This window comes from Bacillus sp. CECT 9360 (genome assembly GCF_918741275.1).
Lineage (GTDB): Bacteria > Bacillota > Bacilli > Bacillales > DSM-1321 > Peribacillus.
In genome coordinates this window covers 198,618-215,823 of sequence record NZ_CAKKNA010000009.1, presented here as the reverse complement: position 1 = coordinate 215,823, position 17,206 = coordinate 198,618, and the positions used below count along the sequence as shown (strand labels likewise).

General features: G+C 44.4%; 13 protein-coding genes, 1 other RNA gene and 1 other annotated feature. Of the genes, 1 reads left to right on the top strand and 13 read right to left on the bottom strand.

Features of this window, described 5'->3' with window-relative positions; all coding sequences use genetic code 11:
- Nucleotides 1-241: 241 nt before the first annotated feature.
- From LQ216_RS13155 to LQ216_RS13125, 7 genes are all read right to left on the bottom strand, one after another.
- A complete protein-coding gene (locus LQ216_RS13155; RefSeq protein ID WP_230129935.1) occupies nucleotides 242-850 on the bottom strand; it encodes a hypothetical protein in 609 nt (202 codons plus the stop codon).
- A 123-nt stretch (nucleotides 851-973) separates the two neighbouring features.
- Entirely contained in the window at nucleotides 974-1,132 is a 159-nt protein-coding gene (locus tag LQ216_RS13150) for a hypothetical protein (protein ID WP_160118427.1), read from the bottom strand.
- Nucleotides 1,133-1,344: 212 nt separating this feature from the next.
- The gene (locus LQ216_RS13145; RefSeq protein WP_230129934.1) at nucleotides 1,345-2,187 is read right to left on the bottom strand and encodes a manganese catalase family protein; all 843 of its coding nucleotides are present in this window, start codon (nucleotides 2,185-2,187) and stop codon (nucleotides 1,345-1,347) included.
- 341 nt (nucleotides 2,188-2,528) lie between these two features.
- A non-coding RNA gene (gene ssrS / locus LQ216_RS13140) (6S RNA) lies at nucleotides 2,529-2,714 on the bottom strand.
- Between the two features lie 52 nt (nucleotides 2,715-2,766).
- Nucleotides 2,767-4,542: an aspartate--tRNA ligase gene (aspS, locus tag LQ216_RS13135; RefSeq protein ID WP_230129933.1), complete on the bottom strand. Its 1,776-nt coding sequence runs from the start codon at nucleotides 4,540-4,542 to the stop codon at nucleotides 2,767-2,769.
- A gap of 13 nt (nucleotides 4,543-4,555) precedes the next feature.
- The gene (gene hisS / locus LQ216_RS13130) at nucleotides 4,556-5,827 is read right to left on the bottom strand and encodes a histidine--tRNA ligase (protein ID WP_230129932.1); all 1,272 of its coding nucleotides are present in this window, start codon (nucleotides 5,825-5,827) and stop codon (nucleotides 4,556-4,558) included.
- Nucleotides 5,828-6,023: 196 nt separating this feature from the next.
- Nucleotides 6,024-6,264 (bottom strand) — a binding site (T-box leader).
- Nucleotides 6,265-6,346: 82 nt separating this feature from the next.
- Nucleotides 6,347-6,523 (bottom strand): hypothetical protein, encoded by a 177-nt coding sequence (locus tag LQ216_RS13125; protein ID WP_230129931.1) that lies wholly within the window; start codon nucleotides 6,521-6,523, stop codon nucleotides 6,347-6,349.
- A 171-nt stretch (nucleotides 6,524-6,694) separates the two neighbouring features.
- On the opposite strand from LQ216_RS13125, the gene LQ216_RS13120 reads away from it, so the two are divergent.
- Complete coding sequence (locus LQ216_RS13120; protein WP_230129930.1) at nucleotides 6,695-8,035, top strand: N-acetylmuramoyl-L-alanine amidase; 1,341 nt, start codon at nucleotides 6,695-6,697, stop codon at nucleotides 8,033-8,035.
- A 1,396-nt stretch (nucleotides 8,036-9,431) separates the two neighbouring features.
- On the opposite strand, the gene dtd is transcribed toward LQ216_RS13120, so the two are convergent.
- From dtd to LQ216_RS13090, 6 genes are all read right to left on the bottom strand, one after another.
- Nucleotides 9,432-9,881 carry a D-aminoacyl-tRNA deacylase gene (gene dtd / locus LQ216_RS13115; protein WP_230129929.1) on the bottom strand — a complete coding sequence of 150 codons (450 nt, stop codon included), beginning with the start codon at nucleotides 9,879-9,881 and terminating at the stop codon, nucleotides 9,432-9,434.
- A 12-nt stretch (nucleotides 9,882-9,893) separates the two neighbouring features.
- Nucleotides 9,894-12,089: a bifunctional (p)ppGpp synthetase/guanosine-3',5'-bis(diphosphate) 3'-pyrophosphohydrolase gene (locus tag LQ216_RS13110; RefSeq protein WP_230129928.1), complete on the bottom strand. Its 2,196-nt coding sequence runs from the start codon at nucleotides 12,087-12,089 to the stop codon at nucleotides 9,894-9,896.
- A gap of 228 nt (nucleotides 12,090-12,317) precedes the next feature.
- Nucleotides 12,318-13,280 (bottom strand): aspartate carbamoyltransferase, encoded by a 963-nt coding sequence (pyrB, locus tag LQ216_RS13105; protein ID WP_230129927.1) that lies wholly within the window; start codon nucleotides 13,278-13,280, stop codon nucleotides 12,318-12,320.
- Between the two features lie 224 nt (nucleotides 13,281-13,504).
- Complete coding sequence (locus tag LQ216_RS13100) at nucleotides 13,505-14,017, bottom strand: adenine phosphoribosyltransferase (protein ID WP_230129926.1); 513 nt, start codon at nucleotides 14,015-14,017, stop codon at nucleotides 13,505-13,507.
- On the bottom strand, nucleotides 14,008-16,356 hold the full coding sequence (gene recJ, locus LQ216_RS13095; RefSeq protein WP_230129923.1) for a single-stranded-DNA-specific exonuclease RecJ: 2,349 nt from the start codon (nucleotides 16,354-16,356) through the stop codon (nucleotides 14,008-14,010). Before recJ ends, LQ216_RS13100 begins: the two co-directional genes overlap by 10 nt.
- Before the next feature lie 52 nt (nucleotides 16,357-16,408).
- Complete coding sequence (locus LQ216_RS13090) at nucleotides 16,409-16,711, bottom strand: lipopolysaccharide assembly protein LapA domain-containing protein (RefSeq protein WP_230129922.1); 303 nt, start codon at nucleotides 16,709-16,711, stop codon at nucleotides 16,409-16,411.
- Nucleotides 16,712-17,206 lie beyond the last annotated feature (495 nt).

Genomic DNA, 17,206 nt, shown 5'->3' with positions numbered 1-17,206 from the left:
CTGTTTCGTTGCCAGTACTCGCACTTTTGTTGCCGAAAATTCTGTTTTGTTGCCAGTCCCAATTTTCGTTGCAGGAATATTGATTTTGTTGCCAACTTTCCTGTTTCGTTGCCAGTACTCGCACTTTTGTTGCCAAAAATTCTGTTTTGTTGCCAGTTCCAATTTTCGTTGCCGGAATATTGATTAGCTCATCTTTAGCATAAAAAAAAGAACTTGGATGTTTAATCCAAGTCCTTGCTGCTTACAGATATTTAGGTGCTTCCGCTAATGAATGAGTGTCATCTTCCTCTTTTTGGGCAAAGTCAGTGTTTAACATGGTATGTTCCTTGCCAGTCGTTTTATTTGTGGAGTTTGTTTTTGATACGGTATTTTTCTGGTTTTTAGTGGAACTGTTGCTCTGATTTTGTTTCGCTGTATTGTTCTGGTTCGCGGAATATCCGTTGCTTTGACTACCTGTAGGTCCATTGCTTTGGGTTTCTGAAGATGCGTTGCTTTGACTACCTGTAGATCCATTGCTTTTGCTTACCGAAGATGTGTTACTCTCACTAGCTGAAGATCCATTGCTTTGGCGTCCTGAAGATGCGTTGCCTTGAGCATCAGCAGATGTGCTACTTTGAGTATCAGAAGATGTGCTGTTTTGATTTTCAGGAGATGAATTGTGCTCTTCGTTAGTAGACCCGTTCATTTTAGAGTTTGCAAAATCTTTAAGATGGTTCATTATCTTTTCACGGCTCTCCGGTTTTGCAAGAGTCTGTAATTTGCTCATTGTATTGTCACGCGTTTCCTTGTTTCGAAAAAAGTAAGCCGCTGTTCCTAAAAGCACTGTACCTAATACCGTATTTCTTTTCATGATAATATCCTCCTTATGGTTTTCTCCATATATACCCGCCGCCACCAAGGTTAAACGAGCAGGAGCCATTATCTGCCTAAGAAAAGGCATTGATTTTATCTCTTCTAATTATGCGCGGGGCTTTTATTTGCGGTGTTTTTCGGGCTCGATCTCTACACGATGTTTTGGCCGCACGGGATAGTTGGGCTTCCCCGGATCATTTGGCCCGGTCAGGTCGTTTCTTTGATCCACATTTCCATATTCAGTTTGGTTTCCGTAGTTATTCTGGTTTCTGTCTCGCATGCATTTCACCCCTTTTCTATAGATTGGGTAAAAATAAACAGATCATTTCTGGTAATTTCTACTTAATATACGATATGTGCTTATGAAAAGTGGACATTTAGGAAATAAAAACTATTGCACAAAACAAAAGGCAGCTATCTTTTTGTAGGATAGCTGCCGGCGTGACATTTTAGGGCAAGTATTTAATTGATGTGCGATGATACCTAACTGCCTTAGCACTTATTCGGGTTGGGCAGCGGGCTTGGCGGTGTGTCATGCACAGAATAAGGCGCCGGTTTGAGAAACGCGGGTTCTCCGTAAGGTTGTGGCTGTTGGACATATTGAAACTCACTGCAGCCATCCATTGACGGTCCGCAAGCCCAGCGGCCTTTACTGCTTTCTTCGCCACGGGAAAGGTTAAAGAATTTATAGGAGAACTCCCGTCTTTCTCTTTCCTTAGGGAAGGTACCCGGTGCGACTTTGCCTTCTTTTGCCTCTATCTCCGCGATCGCCGCCATCCACTGGTTTTGGTGCATCGTATCCCTGGCAATCAGAAATGCTAGTGTATCCTTCACGCCGGGATCGTCTGACATTTCGTATAACCTTACCGTTTGAAGCCTGCTTTGCGATTCAGCGGCCAGGTTGGCGCGGAAATCGGCAAGTAAATTTCCACTTGCTGCCGTATAGCGGCCATTCCACGGAACCCCTTCGCTGTCTTCAGGCAATGCGCCCAGACCGGAAACAATTAACTGCCGCGGGCTCATTCCTCCCATAGCAGCGTGCAACAGAGGATCTGCGGCAGCCATTTCCTGTTCCTTTGCAGAAGCGCCATCCAAAAGCCGGGCAATCAAAGTCGACACGATTTCAACATGGGAAATTTCTTCTGTCCCTGTATCCAGCAACAAATCACGGTATTTTTGTTCCGCCCGGCAATTCCAGCCTTGCATAAGATATTGCATCATTACCGTCATTTCGCCAAACTGCCCGCCGAGAATTTCCTGGAGTTTTCTTGCGAATGCCGGATCAGGACGGCTTGGAACCGCATCGTATTGAAGCTCTTTAATATGATAAAACATCTTATACACTTCTTTCCCAAGTTTTTTAGCATACTCTCACAAAGTCATGGTATGAAGATGAATGATAATTGCCCACAGGCAAATGCCTATTTTAGTAAATTAGAATACTAAAAACCTTTTTAAGCACCTGATCATTTCGCCACGTTACCCGTGTAAATAAGCAGTTTTGTAGCCGACTTCATCAGGTTTGTAGCCGATATTTGTTCTTTTGTAGCGGAAATTTGCATTTTGTAGAACAATGTCCGTTTTTGTAGCGAAAATTCACATTTTCTAAAATACAAAAAAACCCAAATTTCAAGCACTTGTTCAAAGTGTTCAAAATTTGGGTTTTTTAAAAATGTAAGAGTCCCAATTGTGCCGTTTGTTCCTTTGTTTTGAACCCGCTCTCCGCAGGTGGGTGCTCTGTTCCGTACATCTGTAAGTCCTCAATCTTTAAAGGCATTTACGTAGCCCGGAAACGTGGGCTCCCGTAACTATAAGTGTTCGGTCAAAACTTATAGGTTAAAGAACGTACACATCAGGACTCTTATATAACTTGGGAATATCATATCACAAATTCCAGCGAACCTAAATGGGAATTTATGCTTGTTTTTTTGTTGCTAATTTGAGATGAAGCTCGTCCAGCTGGGTCTCACTTACTACTCCCGGTGCCTCCGTGAGCAAGTCGCTTGCGCTTGCTGTTTTCGGGAAGGCGATCGTATCCCGGAGGTTGGTGCGTCCTGTCAGCAGCATGACAAGGCGATCCAATCCGAGTGCGATTCCCCCATGCGGTGGAGTGCCATATTCAAAGGCTTCCATCAAAAAGCCAAACTGCTCATTCGCTTCTTCAGCGGAAAAGCCAAGCACTTCAAAAATTTTCTCCTGGATCTCGCGTTCATAAATACGCAGAGATCCGCCGCCAAGCTCATAGCCATTTAGTACGAGGTCATAGGCTTGCGCCTGGACGCTGCCAGGATCCGTTTCAAGTTTTCCAAGGTCTTCTCTTGCAGGCATTGTGAACGGATGATGCGCGGCAAAGTAGCGGCCGGCTTCTTCATCATATTCCAATAGCGGCCAGTCAACGACCCATAAAAAGTTGAACTTGCTTGAATCGATAAGCCCTCTTTCCTTTCCAAGCTTTAAGCGGAGAGCGCCAAGGGAATCGGCGACAACACTTTTCTTATCAGCCACAAACAATAACAGATCCCCAACAGATGCCTCAGTCACTTGCATCAGATTTTGCTGGGCTTGTTCGTCAAAGAATTTTGCAATCGGTCCTTTGAAGCCGTCCGCTTCCACTTTCACCCATGCCAAGCCCTTTGCGCCGTACACCGCCGCGAACTCACCTAATGCATCAATGTCCTTTCGGGAGTAATCTGCGGCGCCGCCCTTCACGTTTAGCGCTTTTACCGCCCCGCCGCTTTCAACCGCCCCGGAGAATACCTTAAAACCGCACGCTGCCACCTGTTCAGACACATTGATAAGCTCCATCTCAAAGCGTGTATCAGGCTTATCCGAACCATAACGGCCCATTGCTTCGTCATAGGTCATCCTTGGAAATGGAAGGGTAACCTCCAAACCTTTGACGTCTTTCATGACTTTTTCCATCATTTCTTCTGCTAGGAACATAATATCTTCCTGGCTCATAAAGCTAGTTTCAATATCGATCTGGGTAAATTCCGGCTGTCTGTCCGCACGTAAATCTTCATCACGGAAACAGCGGGCGATTTGATAATAACGCTCGACTCCGGAAACCATCAATAGCTGTTTGAAGAGTTGCGGCGACTGCGGCAGCGCGTAGAATTCCCCATCGTGCACACGGCTTGGCACTAAGTAATCCCGCGCCCCCTCGGGTGTGCTTTTCGTCAAAATCGGAGTCTCGATATCGAGAAAGCCTTCGCCATCGAGGTAGTCTCGGACGGCCTTTGTCGTCTGGTGGCGCATTTTCAGTGTTTCAAACATCACCGGTCGTCTTAAGTCCATATACCGGTATTTCAAACGGATATCTTCTGATACTTCGGTCCTATCAGCGATAGCAAATGGAGGGGTTTTCGCTTCATTTACGATGTTAACGGACTCTGCCAGTATTTCGATTTTTCCCGTGGAGATATTTTTGTTTATATTGGCTTCTTCTCGGAGAATGACCGTTCCTTCAATCTCCAGAACATACTCACTGCGGATGGTTTCCGCTGTTTCGAGCGCTTCCTTTGATATATCCGGATTGAATACAACCTGGACGATGCCTGAACGATCTCTTAGGTCAATAAAAATTAAACCACCGAGATCCCTTCGTTTTTGGACCCACCCTTTTAAGGTCACTTTTTCCCCAATTGCTGTTTCGGTCACTTCTCCACAGAAATATGATCTACCAAACATTCCGTATTCCTCCTTAAGCCTGCAGCTTTTTAAATTCATCAACAAATGAAGCAAGATCAACTTCTGTTTGGTTGCCTGTCTCCATATTTTTTACATTAATTTTCTCCTGCTCTAGTTCGTCATCACCGAGAATGGCGACATATCTTGCTTTGTGGCGGTCCGCCGATTTGAATTGGGCTTTTGCCTTTCTGTCCAGATAGTCTTTTTCAACGGTAAATCCGGCGTTCCTTAGTTCATACGCAAGTTTTACGGTGTAATCTTTTGCCGCTTCCCCTAAAGAAACGAGGTAGCAATCGATTTTTGTTGCAATTGGAAGCTCTACTTTTTCGGCCTCGAGGGCAGCGATCAATCTCTCTACGCTCAATGCAAAGCCAATTCCCGGAGTCTCCGGGCCGCCGATTTCTTCGGCAAGGCCGTTGTAGCGGCCGCCGCCGCAAAGTGTCGTAATCGCACCAAAGCCTTCCGCTTCGCTCATGACTTCAAATGCCGTGTGGTTGTAATAGTCCAGGCCGCGTACAAGGGCCGGGTCTACGACAAACTCGATATTTAGATCTGTTAGATGTTTCTGCAGCTTTTCGAAGTAAGCTTTTGATTCATCATTTAAATAGTCAATGATTGATGGTGCTGTTTTCATAAGCTCGTGGTCTCTGTCTTTTTTACAATCCAGGATTCGTAGCGGATTTTTCTGAAGTCGATTTTGGCAATCGCTGCAAAACTCGCCGATACGCGGTTCGAAGTGGTCGATCAATGCATTTCGGTGGTTGGTTCTGCTTTCCTTATCCCCCAAGCTGTTGATAACAAGCTTGAGCTTCTTTAATCCCAACTCCCGGTATAAACTCATGACTAATGAAAGCACCTCTGCGTCGATAGCAGGATCGGCGCTGCCCAGGGCCTCGACTCCAAATTGCACGAATTGGCGGAAGCGGCCTGCCTGCGGGCGCTCATAACGGAACATCGGGCCGAAATAGAATAGTTTTACAGGCTGATTAGCCCAGCCAAACATTTTGTGCTCAATATATGACCTTACAACCGCCGCTGTTCCCTCCGGTCGAAGCGTGATATCACGTCCGCCCCTGTCCTGGAACGAATACATTTCCTTCTGGACGATGTCGGTCGTATCACCGACACCCCGAAGGAATAGATCAGTATGTTCGAAGATCGGTGTACGGATTTCTTTGTATTGATATCTATTGCATAAATCTCGGGCAGCATTTTCGATGTACTGCCAAATTTCGGACTGCCCCGGAAGAATGTCCTGGGTTCCGCGCGGCATTTGAATCGACATTATGTTGTTCCTCCTCTTTGCATTTGATTTGAACGAAAAATATAGTGATTTAAACGAAAGTCGGGACCATTTAAATGAAAAGTGAATTCATTTAAACGAAAATCCGGGCCATTTAAACGAAAAGTCAGTTCAATTAAACGAAACGCTATTTTCGCTAAAAATAAAAAAACTCCCGGTCCCCTGTAACTAAATAGTTACAAGGGACGAGAGTTGTATTCCCGTGGTGCCACCCTAATTGAAGCATGCTAGCATGCTTCCGCTCAAGTACAGTTAACGCCTGCTTACGTTCATCTCCTACTAAGGGGGATTCCTCCTTTTCAGAGCGAAGCCTACGGAGTGTTCTTTCATTAAGGCACATGCGGAAATGTTTTCAGCCAGCGGCATTTCCTCTCTTTTCATGTGTAATCTTAATTACTATTCCCCATCATCGGTTCTAAGAATCAGTATGTATTATATCTTTACTATAATACGGACGGTTATTTAAATTGTCAAGAAGATTTCTCTAATTTCCGTCATCCATTACGATCTGCCCAATTTCTTTTTCAGTTTTTTCGCATCCCTCACATTCAGGCCGAATTCCGAAGCCAGTTCAACTAAGTTCGCCCCTTGCTCTTTTTGAATAAAATCATGAAAATCAACACCGTGCAGCTGATTTTCTCCGTTCAGGCTCGTCTCGCCTTTTTCACTATATCTCATTTGCCAATCCCCCTATAAATGTCTCCGATCAGTTCCTTCTTGTAAACAGGAACATGCGTCTTATTAACTATTCTTTCCTAATCGCCGATTTATTTTCATAAAACGGAAGGGTTTTTATAAAAGAAATAGAAAATGTATAACCGCATAGACAGTTTATAAGGGGAGATGGTCTTGAGTTTTTTGAAGAAAGGCAGCTTGTCCCTCTGTTCCCTCCTTCTTGCTTCCACGATTTATCCATTAGCCGAGGCAAAGGGCAATAACGACGTGATTGTAAAACAGGAGGTCTTGAGCAAACAGGCTATCGGGCGGGGCAGCATTATAACCGATGATGTACGGGTACGAACCGGACCCGCTACGAAATATAACCTCGCGGGTTCTGTAAAAAAAGGCAGCAGTGTTGAAATTCTCGAGCGCCAAGGGAAATGGACTCACATAAAAAACGATGAACTAACAGGCTGGATTTCTGAAGACTTTATCAGTCAACAGTCCATTTTTATAAATCAAAACAAGGAAATTCCCGCAGATGGAATAGTTACTGACACGATCAATGTCCGTTCGCATGCTTCGCTGGAAGGAGAAGTGCTTGGGAAAATCGCCAGGGGCAGCAAGATTAAGATCGTGACCGCGGAAGGCGATTGGCTGAAAGTTTCCTATAACTCCACATACGGCTGGATAAATAAAGAGTATATCAGTTTTTCAGGGGAGATTTCGGAGCAACAAAAACAAATTAAAGAGACACCTTTAAATGGTGAAATCGTCATTAGTCAAAACGGGACTTATTTAAGAAGCAGCCCCGATGTCCACTCCCGGATTGTTTCGAGGACTGATGTTGGAGAGAAATTTTCCATTATCGCAGCCGCCAGCAATGGTTGGTTTAAGATTCAACTTGAAAGCGGCGGAATGGCATATGTAGCAGGCTGGGTCGTTTCGGTTACAGGAAAAACGTCGCAAATGAAAAAGCAGGGCGCAGAGCAATACCTTTCCGATAAATTAATTGTTATCGATCCGGGACACGGCGGAAGGGATCAAGGCACAAAAGGTGTAAAGGGCACATTGGAGAAAAATCTCACGCTTCACACGGCTTTGTTGTTGCAGGACAAGCTGGAAGCAGCAGGATCAACCGTAATCCTAACAAGGAATGCCGATTACTATTTATCGCTGCAGACACGCGTCGGAGTTTCTCACCGGCATAACGCTGATGCCTATATAAGCCTGCACTATGACCACGCAAAAAACCAACTAGTGAGCGGTGTCACAACCTATTATTATCATTCCTATCAAAAATCGCTCGCCTCGAGCATCAATAAATCGCTCAACTCCTCTTTACAGGTCGTCAACAGGGGCTACAGATTTGGCGACTATTATGTAATCAGAGAAAATCAGCGCGCGGCGGCTCTCATTGAGTTAGGGTATTTGAGTAACTCCGGGGAAGAGGCGACCGTAAGTTCTGAACGGTATCAGGAAGACGTATCAGATGCTATTTTTGCGGGGCTTGAGAGTTATTTCAAATAAAATCGAGCATAAATTTAGTTCATCGAGTACAAATTCCGATTATCGAGCAGAAATTCGGATTATCGAGCAGAAATTTCGAGCATCGAGCAGAAATTCGGATTATCGAGCAGAAATTTCGAGCATCGAGCACAAATTCGGATTATCGAGCAGAAATTTCGAGCATCGAGCACAAATTCGGATTATCGAGCAGAAATTTCGATTATCGAGCACAAATTCGGATTATCGAGCAGAAATTTCGATTATCGAGCACAAATTCGGATTATCGAGCAGAAATTCCGATTATCGAGCAGAAATTTCGATTTCGAGCTCAAATATGGATTTCGAGCCAATTTCTAATCATTGAACACTAATTTTGATCAACTTTTTTGATAGGAAGGTCTTGTGTCCATTCTGTTATGAGTTTGATAGTCATTTATGGATCAAAACAACGAATACGTATTTTATGAGCGGATATCCAAATTTACGAGCGGTAACCCAAATTTACGAGCGCTAATCCAGATTTACGAGCGCTAATCCAAATTTACGAGCGCCAATCCGAATTTACGAGCGCTAATCCAGATTTACGAGCGCTAATCCAGATTTACGAGCGCTAATCCAAATTTACGAGCGCTAATCCAAATTTACGAGCGCCAATCCGAATTTACGAGCGCTAATCCAAATTTACGAGCGCCAATCCGAATTTACGAGCGCTAATCCAAATTTACGAGCGGTAACCCAAATTTACGAGCGCTAATCCAAATTTACGAGCGCTAATCCAAATTTACGAGCGGTAACCCAGATTTACGAGCGGTAACCCGAATTTACGAGCGCTAATCCAGATTTACGAGCGGTAATCCAGATTTACGGGCGCTAATCCAGATTTACGAGCGCTAATCCATATTTACGAGCGCTAATCCAAATTTACGAGCGCCAATCCGAATTTACGAGCGCTAATCCATATTTACGAGCGCTAATCCATATTTACGAGCGCTAATCCATATTTACGAGCGGTAACCCAAATTTACGAGCGCTGATCCGGATTACGAGCGGTGATCCGAATTTACGAGTGGTGATCCGAATTTACGAGCGCTGATCCGAATTTACGAGCGCTAATCCAGATTTACGAGCGGTAACCCAAATTTACGAGCGCTAATCCAAATTTACGAGCGCTAATCCGAATTTACGAGCGCTAATCCAAATTTACGAGCGCTGATCCAAATTTACGAGCGCTGATCCGAATTTACGAGCGCTAATCCAGATTTACGAGCGCCAATCCGAATTTACGAGCGGTAATCCAAATTTACGAGCGCCAATCCAAATTTACGAGCGGTAATCCAGATTTACGAGCGATCCATCAAAATTCATGCTTTCTTTCCCAATAAAAAACCCTTGCCGCTTCCAAGCGGGCAAGGACTCACTAAACTTTATTTTTGCTTTCGACAATCAGCGTTACTGGGCCGTCATTGGTTAGCTGCACCTGCATCATCGCCCCGAAGATGCCGGTTTGGACGTTGATTTCTTTTTTTCGGAATTCTTCGTTCAGCATCTCGTATACCGGGTTGGCTTCTTCCGGTCGGGCAGCTTCCATGAAGTTGGGGCGTCTGCCTTTGCGGACGTCGCCGTACAAAGTAAATTGAGAAATGGAGAGAATCGAGCCTCCTTTATCGAGCAGGGAAAGATTCATTCTCTCATCTTCGTCTTCAAAAATCCGTAAGTTGGCGATTTTATCTGCGACATATGCCGCGTCCTCGGCATTGTCTCCGTGTGTGATGCCTACAAGCAGAACCAATCCATGGTCGATTTCGCCGACGGTTTCGCCATTTACAAGGACTCTGGCTTCTTTAGAACGTTGCACTACAACTCGCATGGATATAACTCCTTAATTCATGATCCTTCTTACTGCATAGACGTCCGAAATTTGTTTAATTCTCTCCACTACCTTCTGCAGGTGGCTGATGTTATTAATGGAAATCGACATATTGATGGTTGCCATTTTGTTTCGGTCGGATTTGCCCGATACGGCAGAAATGTTTGTTTTCGTTTCATTGACAGCCTGCAATACTTCATTCAACAAACCGCGGCGGTCGTAGCCGTTAATTTCGATGTCAACGTTGTACTCTTTTCGGTCATTAAAGCTGCTTTCCCATTCAACAGGGATCAACCGGTTTTCGGTTTCGTTGCCTTCCACATTCGTACAATCGACTCGGTGGACGGAAACACCTCGGCCTTTCGTGATAAAACCGACAATTTCATCACCAGGCACCGGGTTGCAGCATCTCGATAGACGGATTAACAGATTATCAATTCCCTGGACCCGTACGCCAGATTCTCTTCTTTTAACAGCGTGGAGTGACCTTTTTTCTGAAACGGCCTCTGAGATGGTAGGTTCTTGTTCCATTTCTTTTTGCTTTCGCTGCTTTTCCGTTAAACGATTGGCGATTTGGAGCGCGGTTATGCCGTTGTATCCGACAGCGGCATACATATCTTCATCATTGGAAAAGTTGAATTTTTCGCTGATCCGTTTCAGATTTTCGGAGGTCAAGATTTCTTTCAAATCAAAATCCATGTTTTTGATTTCTTTTTCGACCATTTCCTTGCCCTTTTCGATATTTTCTTCACGGCGCTGTTTCTTGAAGAATTGGCGGATTTTATTTTTCGCCTGGGAAGTTTGGGTCATCTTGAGCCAGTCCTGGCTTGGTCCGTATGAGTGCTTCGATGTCAGGATTTCAATGATGTCACCGGTTTTCAGCTTATAGTCAAGCGGGACCATTTTGCCGTTAACCTTGGCACCGATTGTTTTATTGCCGATTTCCGAGTGAATCCGGTAAGCAAAGTCGATCGGGTTCGATCCGGCTGGAAGCTCGATCACTTCTCCTTTTGGCGTAAAAATAAACACCATGTCCGAGAATAAATCAATTTTAAGGGATTCCATAAATTCTTCTGCATTTATCGTATCATCCTGGAATTCAAGAATTTCCCTGAACCAGGTTAATTTATTTTCTAGTGATGCCGTCTCATTTATTTCTTTGCCTTCCTTATAAGCCCAGTGCGCGGCAATCCCGAATTCAGCGATATGATGCATTTCCGCTGTTCGAATCTGCACTTCAAGCGGGTCGCCTTTCGGGCCGATCACCGTTGTATGCAGGGATTGATACATATTTGGTTTTGGCATCGCGATATAATCTTTAAAGCGGCCAGGCATCGGCTTCCAGCAAGTATGGATGATTCCCAAAATCGCATAGCAATCCTTAATGCTGTTAACAACGATACGCACGGCGAGCAAATCATAGATTTCACTGAATTGCTTATTTTGGAGCGCCATTTTACGGTAAATGCTATAGATGTGCTTCGGGCGCCCGGAGATTTCGGCCTTTATGTTCACTTCCGCAACACCATTCCGTACCCCTTCAATGACATCATCAAGATACTGCTCACGCTCGGCGCGTTTTTTCTTCATAAGGTTGACAATACGGTAATATTGCTGGGGATTTAGATAACGGAGAGCCGTATCCTCAAGCTCCCATCTGATCTTGCTGATACCAAGACGGTGGGCAAGCGGGGCAAAGATCTCTAGCGTTTCATTGGAAATTCTCCGTTGCTTTTCGTGCGGGAGGTGCTTGAGTGTCCTCATATTATGAAGCCTATCCGCAAGTTTTATCAAAATAACCCGGATATCCTGGGCCATTGCCACAAACATTTTTCGATGGTTTTCGGCCTGCTGTTCTTCCTGTGACTTATATTTAATTTTCCCGAGCTTTGTAACACCGTCAACAAGCATCGCAACTTCCGGACTGAAGCTTTGTTCAATGTCCTCCAGGGTCACCTCGGTATCCTCTACTACATCATGAAGGAAACCGGCAGCGATTGTCGAAGGGTCCATTTCCAGATCTGCCAGAATACCCGCGACCTGAATGGGATGGATTATATATGGTTCGCCGGATTTACGGAACTGTTCACGGTGGGCATGCTCAGCAAATTTATACGCTTTATAAATAAATTCAGCATCATTCTGCTGAAGATATACCTTTGCCCTATCAACAACCTCTTCGGCGGTCATTATTTGATCGTTAGCCATTCAATCACCTTTTTATCCTGATCAGAGTCCGATTGGCACGTGCCAATCTATTTAAAAATATTTTATTAAAAAAACGATTATTGTTTCTATTATCGGGAAAAAAGGGTGAGATGTAAAGGATAAAGAGCTTATTTGTTCCGATACCCTGAGTTTGCTAACTTTGTCGAAGAATATTTTTTGTTGGAATAGAAAATGGCCGGTCTTTTTGTAGACTGGCCATTTTCGTTATTATAATACAGTCAATAAGTCTAATTGCTCTTCCCGGACCACTGATTGAAAGCACTTGTCAAGCAAGGCCATCCGGATATATAGCCCGTTCTCTGCCTGGCGGAAATAGGCGGCGCGGGGATCTTTGTCTACGCTGGCCTCGATCTCTCCTGCACGCGGCAGCGGGTGAAGGATCACGCAATCTTTATTCATATGAGTTAGAAGTTCATCATCAATGATGTACTTTCCATAAGCCAATTCGTATTCTTCCATTGAGGAGAAACGTTCTTTTTGAATACGTGTTTGATAGACAACGTCTGCTGACCCTACCGCTTTTTTCAAGTCGTATTCCTCTGAGTAGGATACACCCTGTTTATCTAAAAACTCTTTTACATAGGGGGGAATCTGGACATTTTTAGGAGCTGTAAAGCATATATGGACATTATGATAATTTGCCAGCATATAGGAAAGGGAGTGCACGGTACGGCCGTTTGCGAGATCCCCGACCATGACAACATTCAAGTTATCCAGCCGGCCCAGTTCTTTTTGAATCGTATAGACATCAAGCAATGCTTGGGTAGGGTGCTCTCCCCCGCCGTCTCCTGCGTTTATGATGGGTACCGTTGCCACGGCAGCCGCCCTTTCCGCTGCTCCAATATCCGTATGGCGAATGACAATGACATCACAGTATTCAGAGACAACGCGAATCGTATCTTCGAGTGTCTCCCCTTTGGTCGCAGAGGAAAACTGGGAGGCATTTTCAGTGCCAATCACTTTACCACCCAAACGGCTGATCGCTGATTCAAAGGAAAGACGCGTGCGCGTGCTTGGCTCAAAAAAAAGGCTAGTCATAATTTTATTTGCATATTGATCGTTGCCACCGTTTTTTACGACTTGCTCCATTTTATCGGCTGCCTGAAATAGTTGATTCAGTGAGTCGCGGTTATATTGCTTGGCTCCTAATACATGATACGTTTCCATCATAAATTCCCCCTGGTTGATAAGTTTTTAAACAAAAAAGCCCCTTGCCTTAGAGAAGACAAGAAGCTTTTACAGTAAGGGTAACTTAAAGGAACGGTTGACAAACAATCCCCAAGGAAATAAGTTACTTACCTTGTCAGTCTCTCTGGACTAAATTAAAGGTAGTTCCGTATATAATTACTGAAATTATCACACAGTCAAGTTTTAATTGCAATGATTTTTTAAAATTAAAAATTTATTAAAGATAATACATCATATCCATCCAGTTTGCTTTTGCCGTCCAGATATGTAAGTTCGATTAGGAAAGCAATCCCGGCAACGATTCCGCCGAGCTCTTCCACAAGCTTAATGGTGGCTTCGATTGTTCCGCCTGTTGCTAGTAAGTCGTCGGTGATCAACACACGCTGTCCCGGTTTAATGGCATCTTTATGGATTGTCAATACGTCCTTGCCATATTCGAGACCGTAGTCCATTTTTATCGTTTCCCTAGGAAGTTTTCCTTCTTTTCTAACCGGTGCGAAACCAATACCCAAGGAGTATGCGACAGGACATCCGATAATAAAGCCGCGGGCTTCCGGACCTACGATAAGATCAATTTGTCTTTCTCGGGCATACAATACGATTTGGTCGGTAGCATAGCGGTATGCTTCCCCGTTATTCATCAATGTAGAAATATCTTTAAATCTAATGCCGGGCTTCGGCCAATCGGGCACAATTGTAATATATTGCTTTAAGTCCATTGCTTTGTTTCCTCCTTGAGAGCTACTAATGTATTAAACCAGTTAAATAATTGCTGGTAAGAAGAATAAAGAAGCTCTTTTTCAAGCTCATACTGTTCTTGTTTTCTCTGATAAGACGGGGCATCGCTCAAATCACGTTTGTTTGCTTGTCGCCTGAGCGAAATCAGTCCATTGTCTATTGTAACAAACTCAAGCTCAGAAAACACCAGTGAGATGAAATTGATGGTATCCCGCGACCATCCCCGATATTTAGCGAGTTCATCCCCATTCTTGGCTAAATCAAGAGACCCTCTTTTCGACAGAAATGCGTAAAACCATTTAAAGTGTTCCCGCGTTGGCATCGTACTGAAAAAATGATCCTGCTCGTGATGGAAATGGGCATAAATTCGGGCAGGCTGCTTATCTCTTAATGTATGCTCGAGCAAGCCTTTTGATGGCGGTATATCTAGTAAAACAACATGGCAGCCGTCTATATTTGCATTTTGGGCATCTTCTTCATTTTTTATATGCACCAATGTATCTTTTTCCTCTAGAAATGGAAAACGTTTTTTCGTTTCTTCTGAAAAAATGATGATCTTATGATTTGTCTGCGGCATCCATTTATCGACTCGGTCTATGCCTCGATAGTCAAATAACTGCCAGCTGTTGACGGCCATATCATTCAGAAAAATTTGCGGCTTTCTGATATTATTCCATTCATTGATGGCCAGCTCACCGATCACCGATACTTTGGAAAGTGGAGAAATCTCCTCATATAAATATCCCAACCCAAAGCCGACACCATCGAGAGAAACACTGCTGTCTCCAAGTTGTACTTTTAGATGATTTTGGTTGGTGCCAATCTTTTTGATTCCGGATAGTCGAGCCGATTCAATTAAAACTTTCGGCTTCGGATTGCTCATTCCAAAAGGCGCAAGCCGACTCATTTCCTCGATGGATTGAATGGAGACGTCTTCAATCGCTGTCGCTCCGTCAAGCTTGGTTACGGGCATGAAATCCTCAGCACTCAGCTGCTCTTGGGCAAGACTGTTTAGGCGGTTCCGTAGATCTTCAACGTCTTCTAACTTGAGCGTCATCCCCGCGGCCATCGGGTGTCCGCCAAAATGAGGCAGGATATCCCGGCATGTCGAGAGATTCTTAAACATATCATAGCCTTCGATACTGCGGGCCGAACCTTTTGCCAAGCCTTTTTCGGTATCATAGCTTAATACTATGGTCGGCCTGTAGAACCGATCAACGAGCTTGGAGGCCACAATTCCGATAATACCAGGATTCCAGCCTTCCTTACCGACTACAAGAACGCCGTTTTCATCCGGCGGAAAGTTTTCCTCTACTTCACGAATCGCTTCTTCCGCAGTTTCTGCCACGAGAGCCTGCCGTTCCTTATTCATTAAATCAATATCAGCCGCAAGTTCTTCAGCTGTTGCGCTATCTGCAGCCATCAGTAGATCCACTGCTGGGTCTGCGGCGCCGAGCCTTCCCGCGGCGTTAATCCTCGGAGCCATTCCGAAACCAATCGACTCCTCATTCAATGTATCCTGATCGATGCCCGCTTTTTTAAATAACGCGAGCAGTCCCGGACGTTTAGTATGCCGTAGCTGCTGAATGCCCCTAGCCGCAATAAGCCGGTTTTCTCCATATAACGGCACAAGATCGGCAATCGTCCCAATCGCGGCAATCTCCAATAACTGTTCGGGCAGGTCCCCAAGCAGGGCATGCGCTACTTTGAAGGCCACTCCTACCCCGGCAAGCTCCCTAAACGGATATGTACTTTCTTCAAGCTTCGGATGGATGATCGCCAGAGCTTGCGGCAGCTCAGGACCAGGCTCATGGTGGTCGGTGATGATATAATCGATGCCGAGCTCTTTTGTGAGCGCGGCCTCATCGAGCGCTGAAATGCCTGTGTCGACTGTAATCAGTAACTTCACTCCATCTTCCGCGGCAAGCCGGAATGCTTTTTCATTCGGCCCATACCCTTCCGTGAAACGGTTCGGGATATAAAAATCAACATTCGCACCCATAAGCGTAAGAGTTTCGATCATGACCGTCGTACTGCTGACACCATCCGCGTCATAGTCGCCAAAAATGCGAATTTTCTCGCCTGCATCAATGGCTTGATTTATTCGTGCTACGGCTTTATCCATATCCTTCATCAAGAATGGATCATGAAAAGCCTGTTCATTTATAAATAAAAAAGATCGCGCTGCTTCAACTGTATGAATCCCACGATTTACTAATAACCTTGCAACCAGAGGTGTTATCTGAAGTTCTTTCTCCAACATTTCTACCACTTTTTCATCGGCCGCCTGAACGTGCCACCGGGTTTTTGCCTTTAACATGAAATCACCCCTCAACTCAACTATTATACAAAAGGAGCAGAGGGGTTTCAATTTAATTATTTTCCGTATTTTTTTCTACGACGGCGGGTTCATCAGTGATTTCCCTTGATTCAAAATCATCATTGATGCTTTGCAGCTGCTTTATTTTTCTCCTTAATGTGTAGATCTTGACGATATTAATGGAGAAAACGATAAAGCCGCCCATTAAAACAGACCCAAGAATCACCAGGATTAACGGCCACTCCGCGGTACCAAACAAGTAATTAACCGTCACCGAATCGACATTAATGACAGCAAAAATTGAAACAATGATTGCAAATAAGATTCCCAGCAGGAATATCCATTGGAATTTCATGATTCATCTCCTCTCTTCTTAATCTCGTTACGTTGATTTTTTATGATTATTCCCTTTTATTAGCAGTTATCAAACATTTGGTCGGTTACGGATTTTTTGCGGGGATTTGTTGTTGCGGGAATTCCGGTTTTGTTGCCGATTTGACTAGTTTGGTTGCCGGAACTGGGACTTTCGTTGCCGGAATTTTCATTTTGTTGCCTGGCCTTGTTTTTGTTGCCTAAATTTCGATTTTGTTGCCGATTTGACTAGTTTCGTTGCCGGAACTGGGACTTTCGTTGCCGGAATTTTCGTTTTGTTGCCTGGCCTTGTTTTTGTTGCCGAAATTTCGATTTTGTTGCCGATTTGACTAGTTTCGTTGCCGGAACTGGGACTTTCGTTGCCGGAATTTTCGTTTTGTTGCCTGGACTTGTTTTTGTTGCCTAAATTCCGACTTTGTTGCCGATTTGACTAGTTTTGTTGCCGGAATTTTTGTTTTGTTGCCTGGCCTTGTTTTTG